This is a genomic window from Bacillus sp. MHSD_36 (assembly GCF_030757775.1).
Taxonomy (GTDB): Bacteria; Bacillota; Bacilli; order Bacillales; family Bacillaceae_G; genus Bacillus_A.
The window spans coordinates 1-25,554 of record NZ_JAVBIS010000011.1 but is presented as its reverse complement, the minus strand read 5'-3'; the positions used below and the strand labels follow the sequence as shown (position 1 = coordinate 25,554).

General features: G+C 34.2%; 30 protein-coding genes. 8 read left to right on the top strand and 22 right to left on the bottom strand.

Annotated features, from left to right (window positions below):
• Positions 1-120: 120 nt before the first annotated feature.
• Positions 121-768, bottom strand: coding sequence for a cyclic di-AMP binding protein CbpA (cbpA, locus tag Q9B79_RS24690; RefSeq protein ID WP_306188461.1), 648 nt, complete (start codon positions 766-768; stop codon positions 121-123).
• 244 nt (positions 769-1,012) lie between these two features.
• On the opposite strand from cbpA, the gene Q9B79_RS24685 reads away from it, so the two are divergent.
• From Q9B79_RS24685 to Q9B79_RS24675, 3 genes are all read left to right on the top strand, one after another.
• Positions 1,013-1,882, top strand: a complete 870-nt coding sequence (locus Q9B79_RS24685; RefSeq protein WP_306188459.1) for a hypothetical protein — start codon at positions 1,013-1,015, stop codon at positions 1,880-1,882.
• A gap of 208 nt (positions 1,883-2,090) precedes the next feature.
• Complete coding sequence (locus Q9B79_RS24680; RefSeq protein ID WP_098669073.1) at positions 2,091-3,398, top strand: hemolysin family protein; 1,308 nt, start codon at positions 2,091-2,093, stop codon at positions 3,396-3,398.
• A 1-nt stretch (position 3,399) separates the two neighbouring features.
• Positions 3,400-3,882, top strand: a complete 483-nt coding sequence (locus Q9B79_RS24675) for a DUF456 domain-containing protein (protein WP_306188456.1) — start codon at positions 3,400-3,402, stop codon at positions 3,880-3,882.
• A 24-nt stretch (positions 3,883-3,906) separates the two neighbouring features.
• Here Q9B79_RS24675 and Q9B79_RS24670 read toward each other — a convergent pair whose 3' ends face one another.
• The 4 genes from Q9B79_RS24670 to cls form a co-directional block, all read right to left on the bottom strand.
• A complete protein-coding gene (locus tag Q9B79_RS24670) occupies positions 3,907-4,527 on the bottom strand; it encodes an NAD(P)-dependent oxidoreductase (protein WP_306188454.1) in 621 nt (206 codons plus the stop codon).
• A gap of 97 nt (positions 4,528-4,624) precedes the next feature.
• A complete protein-coding gene (locus Q9B79_RS24665) occupies positions 4,625-4,804 on the bottom strand; it encodes a hypothetical protein (protein ID WP_001045960.1) in 180 nt (59 codons plus the stop codon).
• A gap of 183 nt (positions 4,805-4,987) precedes the next feature.
• The gene (locus Q9B79_RS24660) at positions 4,988-5,446 is read right to left on the bottom strand and encodes a spore coat protein (RefSeq protein ID WP_306188450.1); all 459 of its coding nucleotides are present in this window, start codon (positions 5,444-5,446) and stop codon (positions 4,988-4,990) included.
• A gap of 31 nt (positions 5,447-5,477) precedes the next feature.
• Positions 5,478-6,662 (bottom strand): cardiolipin synthase, encoded by a 1,185-nt coding sequence (gene cls, locus Q9B79_RS24655; RefSeq protein WP_306188448.1) that lies wholly within the window; start codon positions 6,660-6,662, stop codon positions 5,478-5,480.
• 160 nt (positions 6,663-6,822) lie between these two features.
• Here cls and Q9B79_RS24650 point away from each other — a divergent pair, with 160 nt between their 5' ends.
• On the top strand, positions 6,823-6,909 hold the full coding sequence (locus Q9B79_RS24650; RefSeq protein ID WP_000505094.1) for a YjcZ family sporulation protein: 87 nt from the start codon (positions 6,823-6,825) through the stop codon (positions 6,907-6,909).
• 126 nt (positions 6,910-7,035) lie between these two features.
• On the opposite strand, the gene Q9B79_RS24645 is transcribed toward Q9B79_RS24650, so the two are convergent.
• The 8 genes from Q9B79_RS24645 to cotH all read right to left on the bottom strand — a co-directional run bounded on the left by Q9B79_RS24645 (position 7,036) and on the right by cotH (position 14,815).
• Positions 7,036-7,542, bottom strand: a complete 507-nt coding sequence (locus Q9B79_RS24645) for an acyl-CoA thioesterase (protein ID WP_000141166.1) — start codon at positions 7,540-7,542, stop codon at positions 7,036-7,038.
• A gap of 195 nt (positions 7,543-7,737) precedes the next feature.
• The gene (locus tag Q9B79_RS24640) at positions 7,738-8,607 is read right to left on the bottom strand and encodes a TIGR03943 family putative permease subunit (RefSeq protein WP_306188445.1); all 870 of its coding nucleotides are present in this window, start codon (positions 8,605-8,607) and stop codon (positions 7,738-7,740) included.
• Positions 8,608-8,610: 3 nt separating this feature from the next.
• Positions 8,611-9,507, bottom strand: coding sequence for a permease (locus Q9B79_RS24635; RefSeq protein WP_306188443.1), 897 nt, complete (start codon positions 9,505-9,507; stop codon positions 8,611-8,613).
• A gap of 198 nt (positions 9,508-9,705) precedes the next feature.
• Positions 9,706-10,647 (bottom strand): magnesium transporter CorA family protein, encoded by a 942-nt coding sequence (locus Q9B79_RS24630; RefSeq protein WP_306188441.1) that lies wholly within the window; start codon positions 10,645-10,647, stop codon positions 9,706-9,708.
• A gap of 184 nt (positions 10,648-10,831) precedes the next feature.
• The gene (locus tag Q9B79_RS24625; protein WP_306188440.1) at positions 10,832-12,211 is read right to left on the bottom strand and encodes a putative polysaccharide biosynthesis protein; all 1,380 of its coding nucleotides are present in this window, start codon (positions 12,209-12,211) and stop codon (positions 10,832-10,834) included.
• A 97-nt stretch (positions 12,212-12,308) separates the two neighbouring features.
• Entirely contained in the window at positions 12,309-12,911 is a 603-nt protein-coding gene (gene uptA, locus Q9B79_RS24620) for an undecaprenyl phosphate transporter UptA (RefSeq protein WP_042990419.1), read from the bottom strand.
• A gap of 104 nt (positions 12,912-13,015) precedes the next feature.
• Positions 13,016-13,633: an NUDIX hydrolase N-terminal domain-containing protein gene (locus Q9B79_RS24615; RefSeq protein WP_306188437.1), complete on the bottom strand. Its 618-nt coding sequence runs from the start codon at positions 13,631-13,633 to the stop codon at positions 13,016-13,018.
• 105 nt (positions 13,634-13,738) lie between these two features.
• Positions 13,739-14,815 (bottom strand): spore coat protein CotH, encoded by a 1,077-nt coding sequence (gene cotH / locus Q9B79_RS24610; protein WP_306188435.1) that lies wholly within the window; start codon positions 14,813-14,815, stop codon positions 13,739-13,741.
• Positions 14,816-14,996: 181 nt separating this feature from the next.
• Between cotH and exsB the strand changes: the two genes are divergently transcribed.
• The gene (exsB, locus tag Q9B79_RS24605) at positions 14,997-15,557 is read left to right on the top strand and encodes an exosporium protein ExsB (RefSeq protein ID WP_306188433.1); all 561 of its coding nucleotides are present in this window, start codon (positions 14,997-14,999) and stop codon (positions 15,555-15,557) included.
• 45 nt (positions 15,558-15,602) lie between these two features.
• On the opposite strand, the gene Q9B79_RS24600 is transcribed toward exsB, so the two are convergent.
• The 6 genes from Q9B79_RS24600 to Q9B79_RS24575 form a co-directional block, all read right to left on the bottom strand.
• A complete protein-coding gene (locus Q9B79_RS24600) occupies positions 15,603-16,214 on the bottom strand; it encodes a phosphoserine phosphatase 1 (RefSeq protein ID WP_306188431.1) in 612 nt (203 codons plus the stop codon).
• 12 nt (positions 16,215-16,226) lie between these two features.
• Positions 16,227-16,772, bottom strand: coding sequence for a short-chain dehydrogenase (locus Q9B79_RS24595; protein ID WP_306188429.1), 546 nt, complete (start codon positions 16,770-16,772; stop codon positions 16,227-16,229).
• 12 nt (positions 16,773-16,784) lie between these two features.
• Positions 16,785-17,201, bottom strand: coding sequence for a FosBx1 family fosfomycin resistance bacillithiol transferase (gene fosB, locus Q9B79_RS24590; protein ID WP_306188427.1), 417 nt, complete (start codon positions 17,199-17,201; stop codon positions 16,785-16,787).
• Positions 17,202-17,259: 58 nt separating this feature from the next.
• Entirely contained in the window at positions 17,260-18,921 is a 1,662-nt protein-coding gene (locus tag Q9B79_RS24585; protein WP_306188425.1) for a peptide ABC transporter substrate-binding protein, read from the bottom strand.
• 75 nt (positions 18,922-18,996) lie between these two features.
• Complete coding sequence (locus Q9B79_RS24580; RefSeq protein ID WP_306188423.1) at positions 18,997-20,010, bottom strand: DUF2628 domain-containing protein; 1,014 nt, start codon at positions 20,008-20,010, stop codon at positions 18,997-18,999.
• A 7-nt stretch (positions 20,011-20,017) separates the two neighbouring features.
• Positions 20,018-20,470: a methylated-DNA--[protein]-cysteine S-methyltransferase gene (locus tag Q9B79_RS24575; RefSeq protein WP_306188420.1), complete on the bottom strand. Its 453-nt coding sequence runs from the start codon at positions 20,468-20,470 to the stop codon at positions 20,018-20,020.
• Between the two features lie 133 nt (positions 20,471-20,603).
• Here Q9B79_RS24575 and namA point away from each other — a divergent pair, with 133 nt between their 5' ends.
• On the top strand, positions 20,604-21,641 hold the full coding sequence (gene namA / locus Q9B79_RS24570) for an NADPH dehydrogenase NamA (protein ID WP_306188418.1): 1,038 nt from the start codon (positions 20,604-20,606) through the stop codon (positions 21,639-21,641).
• 29 nt (positions 21,642-21,670) lie between these two features.
• Here namA and Q9B79_RS24565 read toward each other — a convergent pair whose 3' ends face one another.
• Complete coding sequence (locus tag Q9B79_RS24565) at positions 21,671-22,330, bottom strand: oxidoreductase (protein ID WP_306188416.1); 660 nt, start codon at positions 22,328-22,330, stop codon at positions 21,671-21,673.
• 115 nt (positions 22,331-22,445) lie between these two features.
• Positions 22,446-22,595 carry a hypothetical protein gene (locus Q9B79_RS24560; protein WP_306188414.1) on the bottom strand — a complete coding sequence of 50 codons (150 nt, stop codon included), beginning with the start codon at positions 22,593-22,595 and terminating at the stop codon, positions 22,446-22,448.
• 266 nt (positions 22,596-22,861) lie between these two features.
• Between Q9B79_RS24560 and Q9B79_RS24555 the strand changes: the two genes are divergently transcribed.
• Together Q9B79_RS24555 and Q9B79_RS24550 are read left to right on the top strand one after the other, a co-directional pair.
• Positions 22,862-23,812 (top strand): metal ABC transporter substrate-binding protein, encoded by a 951-nt coding sequence (locus tag Q9B79_RS24555; RefSeq protein WP_098669056.1) that lies wholly within the window; start codon positions 22,862-22,864, stop codon positions 23,810-23,812.
• 133 nt (positions 23,813-23,945) lie between these two features.
• Positions 23,946-24,416 carry a GNAT family N-acetyltransferase gene (locus Q9B79_RS24550; RefSeq protein ID WP_306188411.1) on the top strand — a complete coding sequence of 157 codons (471 nt, stop codon included), beginning with the start codon at positions 23,946-23,948 and terminating at the stop codon, positions 24,414-24,416.
• A gap of 97 nt (positions 24,417-24,513) precedes the next feature.
• Here Q9B79_RS24550 and Q9B79_RS24545 read toward each other — a convergent pair whose 3' ends face one another.
• Complete coding sequence (locus Q9B79_RS24545) at positions 24,514-25,464, bottom strand: CobW family GTP-binding protein (RefSeq protein ID WP_306188409.1); 951 nt, start codon at positions 25,462-25,464, stop codon at positions 24,514-24,516.
• Positions 25,465-25,554: the final 90 nt, after the last annotated feature.

Genomic DNA, 25,554 nt, shown 5'->3' with positions numbered 1-25,554 from the left:
TTTATTCTTTCGCACAAATATTGTTATAATTTCAACTTTCATCCTATCGTTATTTTCAAATAACTTTACTTGCATAACATGCAAAAGCCATCCAATATTAAATTAGATGGCTTTTGCATATTACTCTATCGTTTCAACTTCACGTGGATTTTTCATCTCTTCCACATATACAACTCTAAATCCGTGATCTTCTAAATCTTTCAATAACGTCTCTAATTCACCGTCGTTAAACTCTTCTCCTAATGTAAACATAATTCTCCGAACTAATAAGGCATCATTATCAAAAGTCATTAAACTTTGGATACCTGTATATTTTTTTAATACTGTCGATAATTTTTGAATGGCCCCATTATAATCCTGTGTCCCAATCATGACAGAATATTTACTAGAATGAACACCCCAAGCATCTTCTAATAACTCGAAAACTTTTTTATGCGTTAAAATTCCAAGAAAGATTCCTTTTTCATCAACTACTGATATATAAGGTAATTTTTTTATTGTAAAAAATACCTTAAAGAACGAAGAATCTTCTCTAACATAACCTTCTTTATCGTTTAATAATTGTACTACACTCTCTTCCAGTGAACCTTTATATTCTAGAATATCTACTTTGTATACATTCCCTAAATATTTCTCTTTTTTTTCATCTAAAACTGGTACACAACGATAGCCAGTTTTATTTAAATGCTCCAGTGCTTCCCCTATTGTAATTGAACTTGAGCAAAATAAAACTTCCCTTTTCGGCACATAATTCCCTTTAATCCTCATAAACAGCCTCCTTATGTTAAAATACTTTCTGTGCCATAACTATATTATATTTTCAGAAAAAAATAAATGATTTATTTTACTTTTCTGAAAATTATTCATTTTCTTGTCATAATTTATTCACGTTTCATTCACTTATATCCCCTATAATTCTAAACTTCTTTAAGAAAAATATATTGTAACTTACATTGAAAAAAGCTAAAATAAGAATAAGAATTTTCTGAATATTCTAAGAGCAGGTGATTACATGTCTTTATTACGCTCACATATATATAAATTTATCGTTGGTGTTCTCATTATATTTATCATCAGTCCTATTCCGGCATTATTCATTACACATAAATACTCTTACATAACTGGATTTATAAGCATTTTTCATAACTTCGCACAGCTTTATTCTATGACAATTCCAAAGATTGATTGGATGCATGAATCTATCTTTTTCTCAGCAAATCAGATAGTACATACTTCAAATCATTCAACACCGTTATTCCCTTACATATGGGAAATATATTTTTTATCGATCGTTCGTTTTACCTTTACCCTTGCGGTTGGATTCTTCATCAGTTTAGGGATCGGCCATTTATTTTTTAAAGCACCTCATTCGATTAAAAAGTTCACTTCCTTATTAAGATGGATACCTTACTCTTTTTGTACTGTATTATTACAATGCTCAGTCTTATTACCACTTCTATATATCGCAAAATTTATAAAACTTCCTTACTACTCATCTTTTATCATCGTTTGTAGTACTTCCATGATTATCGTTATGCAAGCCATAAAAAAATGGATTCCTTTTTTAAGTAACACAAATGAATATGAAATAAAACAATCTTCTTTCCTTGTAGATACTTTGTTTTTGGCGCTTACTTCGAATCATAAATCCATTTTAGGTTCCATTATTCTTTCATTCGTTTTTATGGAATGCGTTTTTCATGCAAGCGGACTATTGCAATTTATCGTTCAATTCGGTGGAAATGCACCTATTATTGTTACAATTAGCTTATTACTTTTGTATATACCGTATTGCATACTCTCGTTCCTTCAAACACTATGGACGACAAACCACGTTAAACAACAATCGTACGCTTTAACGAGAAGTATTCCAAAACCTTAATTTGAAATAACCCTCTATAATCTGAAAGTAGGGGGTTATTCCTTTTGTATAGCGGACAAAATAACAGCACATTCAAAAACTATTGCAAAAACATACCAATATTTACCCTTTTTCTTTGACTATTCTTTTCGTTTGGATTTATTATAAAAGTATAACATAATTGCAGGAGGTGACATCTTTATTCCCAGATACGGAATAGAGAACACACTTGGACATATTAAATATTTTTCTCATCTTTATACTTATCCTTATTTCCGGCTTTTTCGTTGCATCAGAGTTCGCTGTTGTAAAAGTACGAAAAAGTCGAATTGACCAGCTTGCAAATGAAGGCAATAAACAAGCTTTAGCTGCAAGAAGTGTCATATCTAATTTAGACGTTTATTTATCAGCTTGTCAGCTCGGAATTACAATTACTTCTTTAGGGCTTGGTTGGCTCGGTGAACCGACTGTGGAACATTTATTACGACCACTATTTGAAAAAATTAATATTACTGGAACAATGGCGAATACTTTATCGTTTATTATTGCTTTTAGTGTTATTACATTTTTCCATGTTGTATTAGGTGAATTAGTTCCAAAGTCTTTCGCAATTCAAAAAGCAGAAGCCATCACACTAAAGTTTGCACGGCCACTTATTTTATTTGATAAAATTATGTATCCATTCATTTGGCTACTAAATAGTACAGCTATCTTTTTCACAAAACTACTCGGTTTAGAGCCTGCGAAAGAAAATGAACTTGCCCATTCTGAAGAGGAACTACGCCTTATTTTAGGGGAAAGTTTCAAAAGCGGTGAAATAAATCAAACCGAATATAAATATGTAAATAATATTTTTGAATTTGACGACCGAGTTGCAAAAGAAATTATGGTCCCTCGTACAGAAATGATTTGCTTATCTACTGAAAATACGTTAGAAGAAAATATGGATATCGTTGCAACTGAAAAGTATACACGCTATCCTATCATTGAAAAAGATAAAGATGATATTATCGGTATGATTAATACGAAAGAAGTATTTCACGATCAAACGAAAGGCATTCATAAGCCACTTGAATCTTACATACACCCAGTACTAACTGTATTTGAAACTGTTCCCATTCGCAAAACGTTAGTTCATCTACAAAAGAATCGCGTTCAAATGGCAATTGTTATGGATGAATATGGTGGTACTGCCGGACTTTTAACAATGGAAGATATTCTTGAAGAAATCATTGGAGAAATTCAAGATGAGTTTGATACAGATGAATCACCTATGATTGAAAAACGTACGCCGAAGCTTACTGTTTTAGATGGGAAAGTGCTCATTTCTGAAGTGAATGATATGTTTGGCCTACATATTGATGATAGCGATTTAGATACAATTGGAGGCTGGCTCCTCTCCCAAGCAGTGGACTTAAATATTGAGGCTGGTTATTCCATTGAATTTGCCGGTTTTCAGTTTAAAGCACTAGAACTTGATGGACATCAGGTAAAAAAAATTGCAGTACATAAATTAGACACGAAGAAGGAGTTATAAAGTGACAGCATTATTAACAATCTGTATCATTGCCTGTTTCATTGTTTCATTTCTCGCCTTTATTTACCCTATCATTCCAGGCATCCTTGCTGTTTGGGCTGGATATTTCATTTACCATTTTGGTATAAATGGTGGAGAACTAACAATATCCTTTTGGATTATTCAAGTCATTTTCACACTTTTCATTTTCGTTGCTGATTTTATTGCAAATGGGTATTTCTTAAAGAAATACGGGAGTTCTAAATGGGGAGAACGTGTCGGTATGATTTCTATCATTGTCGGATCTTTCTTCTTCCCACCATTCGGTTTAATTATCATACCGTTCTTATCGGTATTTATTACAGAACTGATGCATAAAAAAGCGCCAAAAGACGCCTTTCTAGTAGGAGTTGCTACTGTAGTTGGTTTTTTAAGCAGCACAGTAGCGAAAGCCATTCTCCAAATCATTATGATTATCATATTTGTATGTTATATCGTCTTTTAACCATCCCAATTTCGGGATGGTTTTTTAATAGGAAATACCTACTCGGCTATTCTCATATTGGTTTTCCCTACACAGATTCCATGTAAATTGTGCTGTATCACCAACTGTTATTTTCGCTCCCCCTTCTGGTAATACATCTTTTTCAGTTCGATATACCCCTGTCACATCACCGTCTATTAAATGTGTCGGACAAACGACCGTCCAACATAAATTACTACGACTAAGTAACTTATAAGCAGCTAAATGATCTTCTGCTGCGGTTGTTGTCTTCCTTTTTGATTCCGTTGATTGAAAACGATATAAATCTAGATTTGTTCTCGCTTGTAAAATACCGGCTGTTCCTATAGTAATGATTTTATAAACCCCTTCTTCTTCCATTTGCTTTATAATCGATGGCATACTCTTCGCTAACGTTCCATTTCGATCCGTGCCAAGTGCACTTATTACTATTTCGCTTCCTTCTATCGCTTTCTGTATATCATTTTCATTTAGTACATTCCCTTCTATTACTCGTAACCTTTCATGTTGAATTTCCATTCTATTTATATCACGTGCTAATGCGGTCACTTCAGCTGAATCCTTTAATGCTAATTTAATTATGTTTGAACCTACTCGACCTGTTGCTCCTAATATACATACTTTCATTTGTTCTCCCCCTCTTTCATTCTTCCTCTATTTTTCAATAATCTCAATCAATTTACAACAAAAAAGCCTCCTCTTATATAAGAGGAAGCTCTAATTATTATTTCTTTTCTTTAGAATCCGTAGACTTCTCAGTTCCACTTGTTTCTTTATCCTTTTTGTCCTCTTGTTGTGTTGTTGTATCGTCTTCTTTCTTCTTGTCCTCACCTTTACTACAACCTACCATTAATAAAGAACTTGCAAGTGCCATAGCAGTTAATGATTTAACCCATTTGTTCATTTGCGTTTCCTCCTTTAGATAGAATATGTACAATCCCATATTACTCTCTATTTTTAAAGGAAAGATTGAAAAACAGTAAATAAACGGTAAATTTTTGTAAACTTTCTGATAATACAGATATACATCTAGTTTTTTTCTCTATGAAAAGAAAAAACTAAGGCGCGCATCTTCCGCCTTAGTTTCTTATGCAAACTTCTCATTTTCATATACATGTTTAATCTTATACTCTTTCTTCACAACATATTGCCATACACTATAGGCATAACGGTTCATTTTCAGGAAGCAATTTTCTAAAAACGAGCGGAATTCTGGATTCGCAACTTCAACTGCCACTTGAGCAAACTTTAGTGCTAACCGTTTTAAATGTGAAATATAACAAGTTGCAATATGGATATCTCCTGTGTATTTACCATTAATTTCCTTTTCTATTTCATGAAAATGAAATAAAATTGGTTCACAAGCTATATGCTGTACATTCTCTCCTTCTTGAAAATTCACTTGTTCATTATATGCTTGCAACATATATGGTAAATGTTGCTGTAATAACCCCTTTAATTCTTCATCTCTTACCTTGCCTGTATACTCTCCAACCTTATATATAACCATATAACTATACATCATTAATTCTTTCATACAATCCACGAAAGTGCCTCCCTTCTCTTTTGTCTATATGCTATAAATATGATGCTATGACATTCGCTATTCTTGCTAAAAACCAATCCCATTTACTAATTTTCTCAAAATCTTCTTCCGAAAATCTTTTTGATTTATGAAAGTCTTCTTTTAATCGGTTCCATACGTCAGCGACAACTCTTTTATCATATATGACACAGTTAGATTCACAATTTAAATAAAAACTTCTATTATCAAAATTCGCTGTACCTATATCAACAATTTCTCCATCAATGATTGTTACTTTCCCGTGAAAAAAACCATTTCGATATTGATAAATCTCCGCTCCAGCATGGTTAATCTCTCTCAAATACGGATAGGCCGCTTGTTTTAACAATACGGCGTCGCTTTTAAATGGTACGAGAATTTTTACATTGACACCCCGGTTTAATGCATTTTTCAACTCTCTCATCATTTCTTTACTCGGTACAAAATATGGTGTAGCAATAATTAAAGACTTTTTAGACTGCTTTAAAAGCGCCCCATATTTTTCCCATAACCCTTTTCCATCTGAAAATAAATATTGATATTTTACATTCCCAATTACAGGTGAATTTTCATGTACAGGCATTTTTTCTCCTGTATCTTCTTTCCAGTCAGCAGCAAATGTTCTTTCCATATCCGTGGCACCATTCCCAATGACTCGCACATGATAATCACGCCACGGGCCAAATTTCAGATCTTGTCCAAGATACTCCTTTCCAATATTAAAGCCGCCGATATAGGATACTTTTCCGTCAATCGTAACTATGCGTCTATGGTTTCGTTGATGCAATGAATAGAAGAAATATTTCAATTTAGGTTTTTTACTAAACGTAAACTGGACACCATTGCTTTTTAGTTGACGAATTATCTTTTTCTTCAGCTTATATCCACCTATTCGATCAACTGACAATTTTACTTCTACTCCACTCGATGCCTTCTTCTCGAGCAACTGCAAAAACTCTTTGCTTATTTCATCTTTACCTACAATATAAAAATGGATATATATGTACTTTTCTGCATTACGTATATCCTCAAATAATTTTGTATATAACTCTTCACCGTTCGTATACAGTTGAAATTCACCTAATCGAACTTGTCCTACTTCATATTCACTAGCCATTTTTTTCCCCATTTCCACATCGATGTTCATCCAAATGAATACACCTATTAAACAAAGGATTACAACGAAAAAGTGTTTCATGGATATTTTCCTTTCTCCACTTACTGTTATTTCTATATCTTCCCTTTTTTAATACAATATCATTCAAGAAAATATGTCATTACATGATATATGTCCATATCAAACGATAGCTCATTTGCATATTGTATGTTGTATCTTAAAATAAAAGGAGGAAATAACAATGGGCTTCGCACATGGTAATGGATTCGCGCTATTAGTCGTATTATTTATCCTCTTAATCATCGTCGGTGCTGCTTGCTTCTGCTAAGTAGTTATCGTCATATGATATGTGGATGAAAAAACTATAAAAGCGGACACCTATTTTTAGGTGTCCGCTTTTCATATGAAAAACATTTCAGTCCGTTATACTACCTTTAACGACTAAATATTCAACTCAAAAAGTTAGTAATGTGGCTACTTTCTTACTCTCCGCCTTACGTATATGACGTTGTTCCGCACGCAACACAGCAATGCGATGTAATTCTTTCTCTTCTTCTGTTTCAGGAATTACTCGAGGAACTGGAACTGGGTTATTATCCTTACTAAGTGCAACGAAGGTAACAAATGATGTTGCCGCTATACGTTTCTCACCTGAAATTAAATCTTCTGCTACTACCTTCACAAATACTTCCATAGAAGTTCTGCCCGTCCAAATTACAAAGGATTCATAACTAACACAATCTGAAGAGCGAACTGGATGTAAGAAATCTACCCAATCCATAGATGCTGTAACACATTCTTTTCTTGCATGCCTCGTTGCTGAGATAGAAGCAACCATATCCATCTCGGCTAATATTTTCCCACCAAATAGCGTATTATGATCATTTAAATCTGTTGGAAATACTCGGCTCGTTTTAAACACTCTGGATTCATTAGCTGTTTTTCCCTTTACTTCAGTCATTGTTATCACCTCTTTGATTATTTAATCCACTATTTGCAGACAGTGAACTACCCACCACAAAATTCGGCTGGAGCAAAGAAGTTCGGTAAGAGTTCCATTTCCCATTAAAATTAGAACAGTATGAACTTACTATCACTACACGTTTAATATTAACAACATTCAGAACTCTTAGTCCACAAAAAAGAACCGATGTGATCAATCGGCTCCTCTAAATACATATTGTTCTTTCGGCTGTTCAACTTTATTCCATTTCGTTACTTCTAAAACCGGAATGTTCGCATGGAATGGCTGATAAAATTCCGTTGCTATTTCTCCTTCAACTTGAATCCAATCATCATTGTTCCATTCTACCCCTTCTGGTTTTTTCACTAACATACCATATACACCAGAATCCGCTACACAATGTATAATGCCGAAACGGAATAAGAAATATTGTTCTTTTTTAGAAGAATCATCTCTAAAAACAAATCCTTTAAAAGATAACTTTTTCCCAGTAAACTCGCCAGGGTAATTATAAATTGTTTCCATCCCTTTTAGAAAATCTTCATCTTTTAAATTAATACTATCTTTCGTAACAAACTCTTTTTTCCCTTTTTCCATTACACCACGGTATCCTTCTTTCCCGTAATAAATGCTCGTATCAGGTCTTAAAAATTGCCTTGTCATAAATGGATCTGTACTTTCTGCTTGCGCTACTGGAAAATGAAATCCCTTCGCCTTAACAATATCTGAATCTAACGTTGCAATCGGGAAAAACAATCCTGTGACTATCGGAAAACAAAACAATGTGTACGAAAATGCTTTTTTCCACCACGTATTTTCATCTTTTGAATGATCATGCCCGCAATGGCTATGATCGCAACCACAATTGTGCTGTTCCTTTTCTTTTTGATGTTCTTTTTGGAAAACGATAATAATTTGAACAATCGTTAAGAATCCTAAAATAATAGCTGCTGTTGTTGATAAATAGGCATACTTCATATTGATATACTTCGTAATATTACCTGAAATATGAAGCTGCGCGATTAAAATTGTAAAACCTAATAATATATATGCTCGAAACATAACCTACCACCCCATCGCATAAATGAGTAGTGAGCTTGCATAAACAACAAGTGTAACTGTAACTGTAACGACAATTACAAATTTCGTTTTAAATGTCGCAAGCATCATAAACATATTTTTAATATCCACCATCGGTCCATATACGAGGAACGCGACAAGTGACGCTGTTGAAAATGTACTTTGGAATGACGAAGCAATAAATGCATCTGCTTCTGAACAAAGTGATAAAATGTAAGCAAGTCCCATCATAACAGCTGGTGAAGAGAACGGCCCTTGTCCTATAGCAAGAAGTGTTGAAGTTTGTACGAACGTTTGAACTGCAGCTGCGATTAACGCACCTAATACTAAATATTTCCCCATCGAGAAAAATTCCTCAACAGCATGCGTACATACATCCCACATTTTTTTACGTAATGGACGCTTTTGATTCACTTCTGGGAAGTGATCATCTCTTAATTGATGTTCTTTAAACATAAATGATAATATAATTCCAACAATAATTGCTACGATAATCGCTACAATAGAACGATACCATACCATGTGCATGCTACTTCCAAAGGCAACGTATGTTGCAAATAATACGACCGGATTAATGATTGGCCCAGTTAACATAAATGCAATCCCGGCATATGGCGGAACCCCTTTTCCGATTAATCGCCTTACAATCGGAACGATTCCACATTCACAGCCCGGAAACATCATCCCTAAAAAAGTAGCCATTAAAACAGACAGAAATCGGTTTTTCGGCATCCATTTTGCTACCATATCTTCTGTCACAAACATTTGAATGAATCCTGAAATAAATACACCAATGAGGACAAAAGGAAGTGCCTCGATTAATATGGAGATAAAGATTGTATTCATTTGCAGGAATGCTTTCGGTAATTGAAACAATTCCATGATGTATTTCCTCCAACTTTTCATTAACAATATGTAATTTTAACCCTATTTTATGAATTGGACAAGACTTATACGGAATTCCCCCCTCTCATATACATTACATTTTATAGGTTTTATTCTATTCGAAACTTTCGATTTCATAGCAAAAAAGCTGCTCTAGCGCAGTTATACAACTATGCTAGAGCAGCTTTCTTATCGTTAAAAGTAACGTTTCTTCCAAAAAACAAATGCTAGTGTGAAAGACAGTGTTACACATATTATGAGAACAATTATAAAACCATGTGCTTCTCCTTCAAACGGAACCTTTACGTTCATTCCAAAGAAACTAGAAACCATCGTTGGTAACGATAAAATGATTGTTATAGACGTTAACAGTTTCATAACACTATTTAAATTATTTGATATAACGGAACTAAATGTATTCATCATTCCACTTAAAATGTGACTATATATTTCCGCCATTTCAATCGCCTGTTTATTTTCAATTAATACATCTTCTAATAAATCTTGATCGTCTTCATACATTTTTAAAAATGTACTGTTACGCATTAATTTTTGAATTACGATTTTATTCGCCTTTAATGATGTTGTAAAGTAAACTAAACTTTTTTCAAGGCCTAGCAATGTGAAAATCTCTTTATTTTTCATCGACTGATTTAATTGATGCTCTAAATCAATTGTTTTTCTGTTAATTTGCTTTAAGTATCTTAAATAATAAGTAGAAATCGTATATAAGAGCTGAAGTGCAAATCGTGTCTTTTTAAACGTATAAAATTCTTTAATACGTTGATTAATAAAACGTTCAAAAATTGGGTTTTCTTCTAAACAAATTGTCACAAAACAATCTGGCATGACAATCATACCTATTGGGATTGTGTCATAAATCGAATTTCCTTCTTCATCATGTCTAACTGTTGGAATATCCACGATTATTAAAGTATTACTGTCTTCCTTTTCAATACGAGAACGTTCTTCGTCATCTAAAGGGTCTTTAATGAAATCTAAGTCTACATTTAAAGTTTGTACTAGATATTGAATTTCTTCTTCCGTTGGATGAAGTACATTAATCCAGCAACCCTTTTGCATTTCCTCAATCTCTTGTAGTTTTCCGTTTCGGTCTGTTAAATAAATATTTAACATACTATCACCCCGATTCTTTTTACATGTAGGAATCTACCTCTCTTAAATAACAGTTTTTGAACCGCCATTCTCAGCATATGAAACATACGTTTAAATTTCAATAGAAAAATTATTTTGAAAACGTTTTTATAAGAAAAATATTTTAAACAAAGAAAAAGACAGAGCGCTCTCTGCCTTAAAAAGCTTATGTTGCCTTTATAACATATTTAGAAAGCATCCACAAGTTAAAGCCAACTGAAATCGTGTAACCCGCGTATGTTGAAATAATAAAACTTACATAATCGAAATACGGAAGCAATACAATATTTAAAATTATCTTTACAATAATGCCAATTACTAATCCTAGCACCGTTTTCTGTTGCTGATTAATTCCTTGTAACATCGCAGCTGTTACTGTAAAAAGCGAAAATAGTATACAAGCAGGAGCATAATACTGTAATATAATTCGCCCCATCTCCGGATCATTTCCGGCACCGAATAAAAGAGTATATACTGGTTTTGCTAACACCATCATTCCAATTGCCGCTGGTACCGTAATACCTACTACTAATAGATTCGTCCTCGTAAAATGTTTGTATAGTAACTTCACATTTCCTGCTGTATAGGCTTTTGTCATCTCAGGTACGAGAGACATACTAAAAGCAGTCGCAACGGAAACTGGGATAAGTACAACCATCTGAACAAGACCAATTATTGCATTGATTTTCTCCGCTTCCCCTTGCATATATCCTATTTGTATAAGTAGTTTATTAATTGTAAATGTATCAATCGTCTGATACAACGGAATTGCTAAACCAACTACAACAAACGGTATTGAATATGTAAAGAGCTCCTTATATAGCGAAAAAAAAGATTTCGTTGTTTGCGGTATACTTGCCATTTCTTTTTTCTTTAAGTGCTTTCTTCTCCTTATGTAATACGCACTTAAAACAGTCAGTCCACCTATCGCTCCCATAAAAGCACCGAACGTTGAAATACCAACGGCTAGAGAGATAGAAGCTTTTAAAATATATAAAACGACAAAACTCCCTATTAAAATGGTTAAGACTCGAAAAAATTGCTCTACAACTACACTTAAAGCAGAAGGACCCATCGATTGGAACCCTTGAAAGAACCCCCTTAATAAACTCATTACTGGTACAAGTATTAACGCAAAACTGACAATTTGAATATTAGTTGTGACCGCCGCTACACTATTCCCTGTTTGATCATTTCCATCGATTACAAGTTTAGCTAAATGTGGAGCTAATATATATAGGGTTAAACATGAGATTACTCCCATTATTAGCATAAAAAAGATACCGCTCTTTAGCACTCTCTTAACCGTATGATAATCATTCAGTTGATCATATTTTGATACCATCTTCGAAACGGCAAGTGGTAACCCCATCGTCGCGATGCTGAGCATAATCGTATAGGGACGATATGCATATGTGTATAAAACGTACCCACTCGTACCGACCATCGCTGTAAATGGTATAACATATATAAACCCTAACATTTTAGATATCATCGTTGCCATCGTTAAAAATATCGTTCCACGTAAAAACGGTGACCCTTTCATCACATTCCTCCGCTACGCTTTATTATTACACATTATGGACAACTCCTTTTCTTTAGAACCGAAACAAATAAAAAAAGCCAATGAAAAATCATTGACTTTAACGCGCTGTCTTCTTCTTTTTGAAATACTTTAAACCGAAGTATAAAGCAACAAAGAGAACAGCTCCTATAATTATGTAGTGTGTGTAATCAGATGCATACTCTTTAATGTGTCGCCAATTCCCACCTAGCTTTTCACCTAAGTATATAAATAGAATTGACCATGGAATAATCGCAACTACTGTATACAGTGTAAATAGTTTTAATGGCATCTTGGCTAATCCTGCTGGAATAGAGATTGCATGGCGTACTACCGGGATAAAGCGTGCAGAAAAGATTACTCCTGCTCCGTAACGCTTAAACCAATTTTCTGCTATGTCTAAATGATGTTTATTAATAAGTAGATATTTCCCATACTTCTCTACCACTGGACGCCCACCATAGTATCCAAGCCAATATAAAAAGATTTGAGCTAACGTACCACCGATTGTTCCAGCAATAACTGCACCGACAAAGCTAATTTTACCATCTGCAACTAAAAAACCCGCATACGAAAGTACAATTTCACTCGGAATAATTTCAATCATTAAAGCTAGCGCTACTCCAAAGTAACCTAAGCTTGCAAAAAATTGCAATAACTGATCTATTATGCTTGCTAACATTTTATTTTCTATCTCCTTTTTTCTTCACATACCTTCCCATTATTACATAAAGGTTGCATTCTGCCAATATCTTCATTCCAACATTATTATCGGCATAAGTATTATTAATCTATTAATGTTTCTTTCTGAGGTTCTTTCATATAGGCAAACATTTCTCTAATTTGCTCTTCTGTATTTCTAGCAACTGATAAATTAGGCAATTCATTCTCACCAAAAAACTCCACATCTTCTGTTTCAATACTCGTCTTCTTTTCACCACCGATAATCTTACAGCCTATAAAAATTTTATATACATGTGTTGCGGAAGGCGACTGGTGATGTTTTTCTTTATCAAATATAGCTAATAACTTAAAATCATCTACTTCATAACCCGTTTCCTCTAAAACTTCTTTTGCAGCTACTTCTGTCGGCGTATAACCAATATCAGCCCATCCACCTGGCAAAGCCCATTTCCCATCACTTTTTTCTTTCACAAATAATAACTTTTCATTTTGAAAAACAACTGCTCTTACATCAACTTTTGGTGTTTGATAGCCTGTCTCACTTGCAAATAACTTCTCTACAACTTCCCAATCTGTCTTAGTGTAATGTGACATCATCGAAATAGAAATATCCCGTAATTGTTGGAAACGCTCTATATCATACACATCCTTAGAATAAGTTAAACCCGCTTGAGCTATAGATTGTATTTGTTTTGCCCACTCAATCCATTTTATCGTCATGTTTCCACATCCCCATTCTTTATTAAGTACATATTACGTCAATTCTATTGATACATCTTTATTATACAAAAAAAGAGATTGATAATGTTCCAATCTCTTTCAAAATTAATCCAATTCATGTAAATGATCTTGTATATACTTTCTTCTTTTATTTATATACTCCTCAATCATATCAGCTTCTTGATCAAATATTTCTAGTTTTTCTTTCATATATGGATCTTGTAGTAAATATGGACGAATCAATTCACACAAACTTTTTACTTTCGGCATCATAAACGAAACAGTAAATTGTTCTTCTAATATTTCTTCCAAAATACTTCGGTATTGTTTTCTAAATACAGGTATATCTAACAATCTTGCACTTAATGTGTTATAACCTTGAATACGAATATACTCATGATTAAGTGGTCTCCCTTGTACATCTCGCCCCCAAGTCGCATCATAATCCCACGGTATCACTTCAAATAAGTTTGTTTCATCGTTATGATATAGTGCATAGTTATGAACAAAACCATCAAAGTTTTGCGTAAAAATGACGCCAGCTAACCACCTTAAATATTTATCTACATTCAAAAAATTTCCAATTTCTTTTTCATAAGCTTCCCTTGACAAAGTATTTGCTTGAAATACAAATTCACTCAATTGTTCTTCACTATTTTCATTCGAATATTTAAATTCATAACCCGCAAAGAGCTCGGTCTTAACATCTTTATCTCTCTCACTCATTAAAGAGAAATTTGCATCATCATCTATCGCATAATAAATAGAACCACTTGGTAATCCTCTATTTTTCAAAAAGTTTTCATCAACTGATTCTAACTGTAAATATACACCTTGAATTTGACCATTAATTTTTATAAACACATGTTGTGATTTCGGTGAAAGTACACCAATATCATGAAAAAAATCTAAAGACAATTTATTTCGTATGAGAGACGGATCCATAAACTCAGAGTTTAAATGAAACTCTTTCGCACCTTGAAATTTTTTCGGTTTATAAAACATAACATGATAAGACTTTTTCTCAAATTCACGAATATGAGCCCCTCGGTATACGATATCAATGTCATACTTCTTTTTTCCATAAGTTAATTTTGCTGGCACTGGACTATCTGACCAAATTTCTTTTTTCAATTCCACTAGGTTCATTGGATGAATAAAAAAATCATATGAAGGTAGCATATTTCCCCATCCCTTCTCAGTTCTCTTCATTCAATGTATGCACTTTGCCTTGTCCATACATCCGCTATCAACCATTTATATAAAATTACACTCTTGTCCTGTTCAGAAAGATGCCTATATACATATCCTGTTAAGGAAAAAGAATACCTTTTCACCTGAATACATGATAAGGAGGATTTCTATGAAACGTGATATTAGAAAAGCTGTCGAAGAAATCAAAAGTGCGGGGATGGAGGATTTCTTACACCAAGATCCAAGTACTTTTGAATGCGATGATGATAAATTCACTCATCATACTTGTACAACTGGATGTAAATGTACAACTGGGGGTAAATGTCCAAGAACAAGATGTACTCGCGTGAAACATTGTACGTTCGTTACAAAATGTACGCATGTAAAAAAATGGACATTTGTTACGAAATGTACTCGTGTACGTGTTCAAAAATGGACATTTGTTACGAAAGTAACGCGTAGAAAAGAATGCGTTTTAGTTACAAAACGTACTCGCAGAAAACATTGTACGTTCGTTACAAAATGCATACGCTTTGAAAAGAAATTTTTCTGGACAAAACGAAGTTTCTGTAAAAAATGCGAATTCTTCCCGAATGGACACGGTGGCTCTTGCGACGATTCGTGTGATGACGGAAAGAAATGGAACGACTGCAAAGGTGGCGGACATAAATTCCCATCTTGCAAACACAAGAAATTCGATCACTTCTGGTACAAAAAACGCAATTGCTAGTTTTTCACACAAAAAAAGGCCGTTTTCACGGCCTTTTTTGTATGCTTACTGAAAATGACTAATATCTGCAAATTGCTTCACTTCACCTTTATCTTCTTCAAATTCTATAATACTTAGACTAGCACTATGCATAAATGGGTCATCCCACACATTTTCTATTTCAATACCTGCAAAATGTCCTACAAGTAGCTTTGCCGCTGCCGCATGAGAAACAATTAATATACTTTCTCCTCTATGCTTTTCTAAAAGAATCTGTATCCCCTCAATTACCCTTTTATAAACAGACTCAAAATTTTCTCCTGATGTTGACTGAAAAAGATGTGGCTCATACCAAAATAATTGTATTTCGTCTGGGTATTGCCTTTCTATATCATCAATTGTCTGTCCTTCCCATATACCCATGTTAATTTCATAGAAATGCTCATCCGCGATTATCGGTATATCACGTTCGCCCTTTATTAACTCTGCAGTATGAAGGGTTCTTTCACTCGGACTACTATAGATTGCATCGATAGATAAATCTTTCATTCGCTCTCCTAATTGCTTAGCCTGCAGTATACCATTTTCAGTTAAAGTAGAATTTTTCCGTCCTTGCATTCGCTTCGCTACATTCCATTCCGTTTCACCATGCCTTGTTACATATACCGTTGTCTTCACTTCAATTCCCCCTTACCATGTCGGCCGTAATTCCCACGGCTCTACTCTTCCTACAATCCATTCATCACATTTACTCTCAATTCCTTTTATTACCCCATCCGATATTTCTTCATGAGTAAGCCATCTGCCGTATGTACCCTCTAATATAAAACCTAATATTATTCTATGGTAGCTACACCGCGTACCTCCTATTTTTGGGACAGTCATGCGCGATGCTTTACTACCTAAAATATGAAAAACACTGTATGTTTCAGACGACAAGTCTAATTCTTTACAAATGAGTGATAACGTATCCTTCGCACTTGCATGTATCCATGCGACAACTAATTTTATTGGGCCATTCCGCTCAATTGTGCTTTTTATAGCTAACTTTACATCGTCTTTATTATGATAATCTAACGATAGACATGTGATACTTTCTGGTACAGCACTCTCTCGCTTAACTCTTTCTAATTTCACTTCATCTCGTCCGATAATAGAAACATGAACCCCTTGCTCACAAAGCCACATAGACACCCTCTTTAGCATTCCTGTCCCACCAATTACTAGCGCATGCAACTTCTTTCCCCCTTAGTAAAATGTCATATGAGGTTTATCTTCCCTATAATAATTAATTCTGTCTTGCAATGTCCCCGAATGAAACTCAAACTTATGTCCATCAGGATCAACAAAATATATAGACTCACAATCCCTTACATCCCGTTCTCTTCCTTGTAAAATATGAACATCGTTTTCTTCTAATCGCTGCAGTAGACGTTCAAAGTCTTTCTGTTCAACAGAAAACGCAATATGTGTATACGATTGATGAATCTCATTTCTAGGAATATGTGTTTCTTCATTAAGTGCTATCCATATTCCACATATATTAAAATATGCAAGTTTTCTTCCTCTAACTAATAATTCTCCTTCCAATACTTTTTCGTAAAATGTAATAGAATCTTCTAAATTAGATACTGAAAAACAAAGATGATTGATTCCTTTTAACAACTCTAATTCCTCCTATACAAATAAAAGATGAGCGAAAATTCACTCATCTTTTATTATACTATTTTTTTGTAATATATGCCCACTTATAACTGAAATCTCCACCAAACGTATGATTTGCAATTCCTTTTACGTATGGTTTCTCTAAATATGCGGTACTTTGTTGGTACGTAGGAGAAATGGCAGCATCTTGACCAATTAAGATTTTTTCCGCTTCTGCAAGTGCATTCCAGCGTGCTTTATCATCTTTTAATAGCTCTCCTTTTGATTTCGCTACTAAATCATCATACTTCGGATTAGAATAATCCATTTCATTAAATGAGCTTCCAGTAACAAACATATCAATATAAGTCATTGGATCTGGATAATCTGGACTCCATGCAGATAAAGAGAATTCATATTCAAATTTCTTTTCTAAATCTAGCTTTTGTTTATATGGCTGTTGTTTCAAGTTCACTTTAATTCCAGGTAAGTTTTTCTCTAACTCTTCTTTAATAAAGTCGCCCACTTTTTTACGGCTACCGTTATCATCATTTAGTAATTCTACTGTAATTGTATCTTGACCAAGTTCTTTCTTCGCTTCTTCCCATAATTTTTTTGCTTTTGCTGCATTATCTTTACTGTCACGGAAATTTTTATTTACAGTACGGAAATCTTTTCCATCTGGTCCTGTCGTAAATTTTTCAGGTACTAAGAAATATGCTGGCAATGATCCGTCATTTAAAATAACATTTGCAATTCCTTTTTTATCATATGCTAGATCAATTGCTTCACGAACTTTTTGGTTTTTAAACGTTGCATTTTTCTGGTTAAAACGTAAGAAATACATACGTGGATCTAACTTCGTTTTAAATTCATCTGGCTTATTCTTTTTATATTTATCAACAAATTCAGAAGTTAAAATAACTCGATCTGCTTGATCACTATCATATAAATTTACCGCAGTGCTCGTTTCCTTCACAATATTCACATTAATTTCTTCTAACTTTACAGTATCTTTATCCCAATAATTAGGGTTTTTCTTTAACTGATAGCTTCGTTCATGTTTCCATTCACTCATCGTAAATGGTCCATTGTATAATAGTTTATCTGCTTCTAATCCGTATTTATCTCCTTGTTCTTTCACATATTTTTCATTTAAAGGGAAAAATGTTGGGAATGAAGTAAGCTCAAGGAAATATGGTGCTGGTTGTTCTAATTCTACTACTAACGTTTTATCATCTTTTGCTTTTACTCCTAATTGATCTAACGGTAGTTCTCCCTTATTGACCTTCTGCGCATTTTTTACATCAAATAAAATAAATGCATACTCAGCTGCCGTTGCTTTATCTAATGTGCGTTGCCATGCATATACAAAATCTTGTGCTCGAACTGGATCACCATTTGACCATTTCGCATCACGTAATTCAAATGTATATGTCTTTTTATCTTCACTAATTTTTACGTCTTTTGCCATACCTGGAGTTGGTCTATTATCCTTATCTAAACGATATAATCCTTCCATTGCATTTACAAAGGCACGGAATGATACAGAGTCTGTTGACTTTGATGTATCCATTGAAGGAATTTCCGCTGTTTCTAGTAAGTTTAATACTTGCTTATCTGCCGCCTCCTTACCTGCTTCCTTCTTCGTTGTAGATGCCTTCTCCCCATTTCCGCAACCTGCAACTAATACACTAGTCGATAATGCTACTGCAGCAAGCGTTGTTATCTTTCTCTTCATTCTTCCTCCCCCAATCTATATGTATAAATGAAAGCTAGTATAATACATATTATTATACAAAAGATTCAGATTATTTCAAATATTATTTTTATACAATAAAAAAAGAAGCGGATATTGAAGTCTTCCATCCGCTTCTTTTTCTATTCTTTTTACTTGTAATCCATCCTCTATGTCAAATGGATTTTGAACTTTGAATATTTCGTCCATTATCTTTAAAAATTCTTCCTCATTTTTAGATTCTTCATTAATCGTAAGTGAGTACGGCTCAATCTCACCCAATTTATAATCAACAATAAATTGAATTTTCACCCTTTTCCTCGACATATCAGGACTCTCTCCTTGGAATTCTACCAATTCTAACCCTTCCGTTCCGCGATAATATACCCAACCTGGATTTTTAAAATAATTTTCAAACGATTCACCAATGGAAAAGAACGGATATTCATAAAGTGAGCCTGTACGAACTTTTTGAATAATATCTCGATCAGTCGGGAAAAAGAAATGGCTGAAAAAAATACTAGCAACCGCTAAAATCGTAACGATTGTTGCTCCCATTTTACTCGTTCCACCACTATCACGAATGAGGTACTTCTCAACCGACTCATCTTGAATTTCTCGTGCTTTTATTCGATATATACGCCTTTCTGCAAATTGATAATATAATCCATTCGCAAAAATCGCCATTCCAAATAAAATAAAAACGAGTAATAAAAACGTAAGAGGCACCATATTAATGATCGGCAGTGCTACATTGAAACCCATATAATAAGAAAACGCATCACACGCTACTAATAACAATACAAATAATGCTGCCGGTAAATAGTACTTACGATATCCCAGCCAACCTACATTAAAAAGAGTTGCCCAACCATTCCAGCTCCACCTAGCAATCCGCTTTTCCTCAAGCTCCCATTTCCTTTTGTAATACGGATATTGTCTCCCTACATATACTTCTAATTCTTTGTCTATTAGCGAGCTTCCTTCACCTTGTTTAGTATGCAAAGTCCGCTGGCAACTTTCACAATTCAACTGATTTCCCTCACAAAGTTGCCCACAATTTATACATTTCAAAACAATCCCTCTTCCCATCCATACGTCATTTCAAAATACCTTCGTGTTTTAATAACCACTCTTTCCTCCATAGACCGCCTGCATATCCAACAAGCTTCCCGCTCTTTCCTATTACACGATGACACGGAACGATAATTGAAATCGGATTACGACTATTCGCTCCTCCTATTGCCCGTACAGCTTTCGTATTTCCGACTTTCTCTGCAATATCTAAATATGAAGCACTTACGCCATAAGGAATAGTATAGAGCGCATCCCATACATTTTTTTGAAATGCTGTTCCCTCGGCAGACAGTGGGACTGTGAACTCTTTTCTATTCCCCTTAAAATATTCATCTAGCTCATTTATACATTGATCTATCATTTCATTATTAATTTCTTCTTGTCTCTCATCAACAAATATAACAGACGTAATTCCTTTATCGTTTGCTGTAATTTCTAGCAAGCCTAATTCGCTTTCATAATAAGCCTGGTACATATGTCATCCTCCAATTCAATTCATATTCATTATTGTAACACGAATAGACAAAATTTTTTGTATAAGCGTTTTATTAGGGAAACAAAAACGAGAATGATACAATGTAAGAAAATTCAATCTAGGAGGCTATTGGATGAATTCCGAACTTTTTTCACCTTATACAATTAAGGAAGTTACATTAAAAAACCGTATCGTTATGTCACCTATGTGCATGTATTCATCAGAAAACGAGGATGGCCAAGTAACGAATTTCCATCTCGTTCATTACGGAACAAGAGCTGCTGGTCAAGTTGGTTTAGTTATGGTCGAAGCAACAGCCGTGTTACCTGAAGGGAGAATTTCTAATAAAGACCTAGGTATATGGGATGATAGCCTAATTGAAGGCTTACAGAAAACGACAACTTTTATACATGATAACGGCGCAAAAGCCGCCATTCAACTTGCTCACGCCGGAAGAAAAGCTGAATTAGAGACGGATGCTCTCGCTCCATCCGCAATTCCGTTTAATGAAACTATGAAAACACCAGTAGAAATGAGCATACAGCAAATAAAAAAGACCATATTAGCTTTTCAAGAGGCTGCAATACGATCCAAACAAGCCGGATTTGACGTTATTGAAATACACGGTGCTCACGGTTATCTTATTAATGAATTTCTTTCTCCACTTTCTAATAAACGGACTGATGAGTATGGAGGTTCACCTGAAAATCGCTATCGTTTCTTACGTGAAATTATTGACTCAATAAATGAAGTTTGGAACGGACCGTTATTTGTTCGTATTTCAGCAAACGATTATCATCCTGATGGTTTAACGGTTCAAGATTACGTTCCATATACAAAATGGATGAAAGAACAAGGAGTAGATTTAATTGATTGTAGTTCTGGAGCTGTTGTTCCGGCACACATTGATGTATATCCCGGGTATCAAGTACAATATGCTAAACATATTAAAGAACATGCTAACATTGCAACTGGAGCTGTTGGTTTGATTACGACTGGAGCACAGGCAGAGCAAATTTTAAATCATAACGAAGCAGATTTAATTTTTATCGGCCGTGAGTTACTTCGTAATCCTTACTTCCCAAGAATAGCCGCCAATGAACTTGGCTTTGAGTTAGAAGAACCGTATCAATACAAACGAGCACCGGGGAAAATCCATACGAATAAATAAAACCGAGAAGTCATTCTTCTCGGTTTTATTTATTCTATGGTTGTAATTTCATTAGAGTTATAAATATAAATACCGGTTTCTTCTCGTAATGCAGTGATATACATCCCTTTCGCCACATCTTTCGCTGAAATTGGTTTATACTTTTTGAAAGCCCCCTTAAATATAAAAGGAATGATACGAGATAACTTTTCAGCCATTCGTTCACCAAAACGAAATTCTTGTCGATTTCCTACTAATAAAGATGGCCTAAAAATGTGAATACCACCAATGACTAACTTTTGTAATTCCTCTTCCATTCTCCCTTTAACTTGCGAATAAAAGAAAAACGATTTAGGATTTGCTCCCATTGAAGACACAACAAGGAAATTTTGCACACCTTGTTTCTCCGCTAGACACGCAGCTCGTACCGTATATTCATAATCTACTTTTTTGAAATTTGCTTTTGTTTTTGCTTTTTTGATTGTTGTTCCTAGACAACTAAATACGTCATCTACAGCAAAAAATTCTTTATATTCCTCTAATACCGAATAATCTACTTGCTTTTGCTGTAACTTCTCATGTTGCCATTGCATTGGTTCTCTTACAAAAATAGTAACCGAATCGTAGTAATCTGATTCAAGTAATAGACGCGTTATCTCTTGTCCAACTAGACCACTTGCACCAAGTACTAACGCTGTTCGCTTATTCATATATGCATATACCTCTTATTTTACTTTTCTCTCCTAAAGTAAAATACAACTTTTAGGAGTTTCCTTCTCTCATTTTACCACAAGTAAAGCACTATGCGTACGCATAGTGCTTTACTCACTCTTTTTTCTCATCTTTCTCTCGTAATTTTGATACCGTTGATGCATCACCTAAATTACTTATTAATTCTCTTAAAAAAATTAAGACTAAAGCTAATGGTAATACTACCGCTAATATCAATAAAATAGCTTCCATTAAGTAACCCAAACACTCATCCCCCTCTACGCCCTCCTTTCATATATATGAACACAGCGTTGTCACATATGCATGTATTCGCAAAAATAACACATCTATATTTGACAACTTTATAACAAAATCAAATCGGAATGATTATTATTTATTGCAACTTTATAAAAGATGTATTATACTAAGTTCGCAAACTAAAACGTAATTATTCCGTTTTGTATTAAAATGATATTTTTCTTCTATAATTGGGGAAAATATATCCGTAAAAAAGAAAAGAGGAGAACTTCATGCCTAAAAGATTGACTATATTTTCATTCTTACTTATTTTCACTTTAATTTTTACTGGCTGCTCAAATACAAAAGAAGGTAATGCCAAGAAAGATGGAAAACTAACTGTTTATACAACTATTTTTCCTCTTGCAGATTTCGCAAAAAAAATTGGTGGCGACTATGTAACGGTTGAAGCGATTTACCCACCTGGTGCTGATTCTCATACATTTGAACCCAGTCAAAAACAAACAGTAAAAGTTGCAAAAGCCGATTTATTCGTTTATAACGGGGCTGAATTAGAGCCATTTGCTGAAAAAATGGAAAAATCATTACAAAAAGAAAATGTTAAAATTGTAAATGCTTCAAAAGGTATTGAACTGCGTACTTCTACTGAAGAAGAGCATCATGATCACGGAGACGGTCATAAAGAAGATGAACATCATCACGATAAAGACCCACACATTTGGTTAGACCCTACTCTAGCAATGAAACAGGCTGAAAAAATTAAAAATGCACTTGTAGAATTACAACCTGACCATAAACAAGAGTTCGAAAAAAACTTTGCAGCACTTCAAACAAAATTTACTGATTTAGATGATCAATTTAAAGCAGCTATTGCGAATGCAAAAACGAAAGATATTTTAGTTTCTCATGCGGCTTATGGATACTGGGAACAACGATATGGCCTGAAACAAATTGCTATCGCCGGTATTTCAGCATCTGATGAACCATCTCAAAAACAGCTTGCTGACATTACAAAAACAGTAAAAGAACATAATCTAAAATATATTTTATTTGAAACATTCTCTACTCCAAAAGTAGCATCGGTCATTCAAAAAGAAACGGGCACAAAAATTTTACGCTTAAATCATCTTGCTACTATTTCTGAAGATGACGCGAAGAGTAATAAAGATTACTTCACTTTAATGGAAGAAAACGTAAACACATTGAAAGAAGCTACTAACTAATCAATTTTTTAAGAAGCTGAACGAGTCATTCAGCTTCTTTTTTATTCGTTCTTACTTGACTTGCCCCAAATAACAAGTAAAATTATCCATATTAGCTTTTAAGCTATATTAATTTAGAAGGCGAGTTGGAATTATGACTCTTCACTTTTGTGAAGTAACAGAAAAAAACTGGCGTTCAGTAGCTGCTTTAAACGTCGCAAAAGACCAACAGCAATTTATTGAAAGCAATGCGTTTTCTCTAGCAGAATCATTATATGAGAAAAACGGAACGTCAGTAGGTTTATATGATGAAGAAACACTTGTAGGATATGCAATGTATGGATGGTATTTGGAAAAACGTAAAAGCGTGTGGTTAGACCGCTTTATGATTGACGAACACCATCAAGGAAAAGGATACGCAAAACGTTTCCTTCGCATACTCATTCAATTCTTACAAGATAAATTTGAATGTAAAATAATTTATTTAAGTTTACATCCAGACAACAAACTTGCAATGGGATTATATGAATCATTTGGATTCCGTTTAAATGGCGATATTGATGATGAAGGCCCTGTTGTAGGTGTTGTAATGGAGTTACTTTTAGATGAACATACAAGCCTGTGAAAACAGGCTTTTTTATTATCCTTCATTTTTTGCAATCTAGCATTTTTCTACAAAGTGCTTAGTTAATCTAAAAAATAAGCCTGCAATATGCGCAGACTTATTTCACACACTCCTCGAAATGTGCTTGGAACCATTCTTTATTAATATCTTTTCCGATAAATACGACTTCACTTACTCGTTCTTCACCCTCTTGCCACTCTCGATCATATGATGCAGCAAACAGTGTATGCACACCTTGAAAAACGATACGTTTATCTACTCCATCAATCGATAAAATTCCTTTATAGCGGTATAAATATTCACCTAGTTCTTGAACGACAGCTGACATCCACTCATTCAGTTTTTGTAAATCTAACGGACGCTCTTCGCGCAGTACAAACGATTTTACACCTTCTAGATGATTATGCTCTGTATGAGGATAAATTTGTAACGTATCTTTCGTTTTAAACGTTTGAATTTTTAGTAACGATGGAATATCCACCTCACAGTTAGTCGACTGAATTAACTTTGCAGTCGGGTTTATTCCTTGCAGTTCATGCAAGAGATTTTCTTTTTCACTCTCTTCAATTAAATCTAACTTATTCACTAATACAACATCAGCAAATGCGATTTGTTCTTTTGCTTCTAGCCCTTTTTCAAAATGTTTATGTATATGATAACTATCTACTACTGTTACAACACCATTAATTTGGTATGCAGATTGAATAACAGGATCTAAAAAGAATGTTTGAATAATAGGGCCTGGATTTGCAAGACCAGTCGTTTCAATTACTAATCCATCAAAGTCCATTTTACCTTCTGCTTTTACATCCAGTAATTGTTTTAACGCAACGAGTAAATCTTCCCGTACAGTACAGCATAAACAACCGTTTGTCATTTCCATAATTTCTTCTTCAACATTCATAATCAACTGATTATCGATACCAATTTGCCCTATTTCATTTACAATTACCGCTAATTTCTTACCGTGATTCTCTGTTAAAATACGATTTAATAATGTTGTTTTCCCAGATCCAAGAAAACCAGTTAATATTGTTACTGGAATCATGCCTTACATCTCCTTATAGCTATATGTTTCTACATTATAGCATATGAACACTCCCCCACTTAGCAAAGCTTGAAGTGGGGGTTTCTAACA

What these genes read in the sequence shown, in the direction of transcription:
- cbpA (WP_306188461.1), bottom strand. Translation starts at nt 768, where the DNA reads ATGAGGATTAAAGGGAATTATGTGCCGAAAAGGGAAGTTTTATTTTGC.
- Q9B79_RS24685 (WP_306188459.1), top strand. Translation starts at nt 1,013, where the DNA reads ATGTCTTTATTACGCTCACATATATATAAATTTATCGTTGGTGTTCTC.
- Q9B79_RS24670 (WP_306188454.1), bottom strand. Translation starts at nt 4,527, where the DNA reads ATGAAAGTATGTATATTAGGAGCAACAGGTCGAGTAGGTTCAAACATA.
- Q9B79_RS24665 (WP_001045960.1), bottom strand. Translation starts at nt 4,804, where the DNA reads ATGAACAAATGGGTTAAATCATTAACTGCTATGGCACTTGCAAGTTCT.
- cls (WP_306188448.1), bottom strand. Translation starts at nt 6,662, where the DNA reads ATGAAACACTTTTTCGTTGTAATCCTTTGTTTAATAGGTGTATTCATT.
- Q9B79_RS24650 (WP_000505094.1), top strand. Translation starts at nt 6,823, where the DNA reads ATGGGCTTCGCACATGGTAATGGATTCGCGCTATTAGTCGTATTATTT.
- Q9B79_RS24645 (WP_000141166.1), bottom strand. Translation starts at nt 7,542, where the DNA reads ATGACTGAAGTAAAGGGAAAAACAGCTAATGAATCCAGAGTGTTTAAA.
- Q9B79_RS24640 (WP_306188445.1), bottom strand. Translation starts at nt 8,607, where the DNA reads ATGTTTCGAGCATATATATTATTAGGTTTTACAATTTTAATCGCGCAG.
- Q9B79_RS24635 (WP_306188443.1), bottom strand. Translation starts at nt 9,507, where the DNA reads ATGGAATTGTTTCAATTACCGAAAGCATTCCTGCAAATGAATACAATC.
- Q9B79_RS24630 (WP_306188441.1), bottom strand. Translation starts at nt 10,647, where the DNA reads ATGTTAAATATTTATTTAACAGACCGAAACGGAAAACTACAAGAGATT.
- Q9B79_RS24625 (WP_306188440.1), bottom strand. Translation starts at nt 12,211, where the DNA reads ATGAAAGGGTCACCGTTTTTACGTGGAACGATATTTTTAACGATGGCA.
- uptA (WP_042990419.1), bottom strand. Translation starts at nt 12,911, where the DNA reads ATGTTAGCAAGCATAATAGATCAGTTATTGCAATTTTTTGCAAGCTTA.
- Q9B79_RS24615 (WP_306188437.1), bottom strand. Translation starts at nt 13,633, where the DNA reads ATGACGATAAAATGGATTGAGTGGGCAAAACAAATACAATCTATAGCT.
- cotH (WP_306188435.1), bottom strand. Translation starts at nt 14,815, where the DNA reads ATGCTACCTTCATATGATTTTTTTATTCATCCAATGAACCTAGTGGAA.
- exsB (WP_306188433.1), top strand. Translation starts at nt 14,997, where the DNA reads ATGAAACGTGATATTAGAAAAGCTGTCGAAGAAATCAAAAGTGCGGGG.
- Q9B79_RS24585 (WP_306188425.1), bottom strand. Translation starts at nt 18,921, where the DNA reads ATGAAGAGAAAGATAACAACGCTTGCTGCAGTAGCATTATCGACTAGT.
- Q9B79_RS24580 (WP_306188423.1), bottom strand. Translation starts at nt 20,010, where the DNA reads ATGGGAAGAGGGATTGTTTTGAAATGTATAAATTGTGGGCAACTTTGT.
- Q9B79_RS24575 (WP_306188420.1), bottom strand. Translation starts at nt 20,470, where the DNA reads ATGTACCAGGCTTATTATGAAAGCGAATTAGGCTTGCTAGAAATTACA.
- namA (WP_306188418.1), top strand. Translation starts at nt 20,604, where the DNA reads ATGAATTCCGAACTTTTTTCACCTTATACAATTAAGGAAGTTACATTA.
- Q9B79_RS24565 (WP_306188416.1), bottom strand. Translation starts at nt 22,330, where the DNA reads ATGAATAAGCGAACAGCGTTAGTACTTGGTGCAAGTGGTCTAGTTGGA.
- Q9B79_RS24555 (WP_098669056.1), top strand. Translation starts at nt 22,862, where the DNA reads ATGCCTAAAAGATTGACTATATTTTCATTCTTACTTATTTTCACTTTA.
- Q9B79_RS24550 (WP_306188411.1), top strand. Translation starts at nt 23,946, where the DNA reads ATGACTCTTCACTTTTGTGAAGTAACAGAAAAAAACTGGCGTTCAGTA.
- Q9B79_RS24545 (WP_306188409.1), bottom strand. Translation starts at nt 25,464, where the DNA reads ATGATTCCAGTAACAATATTAACTGGTTTTCTTGGATCTGGGAAAACA.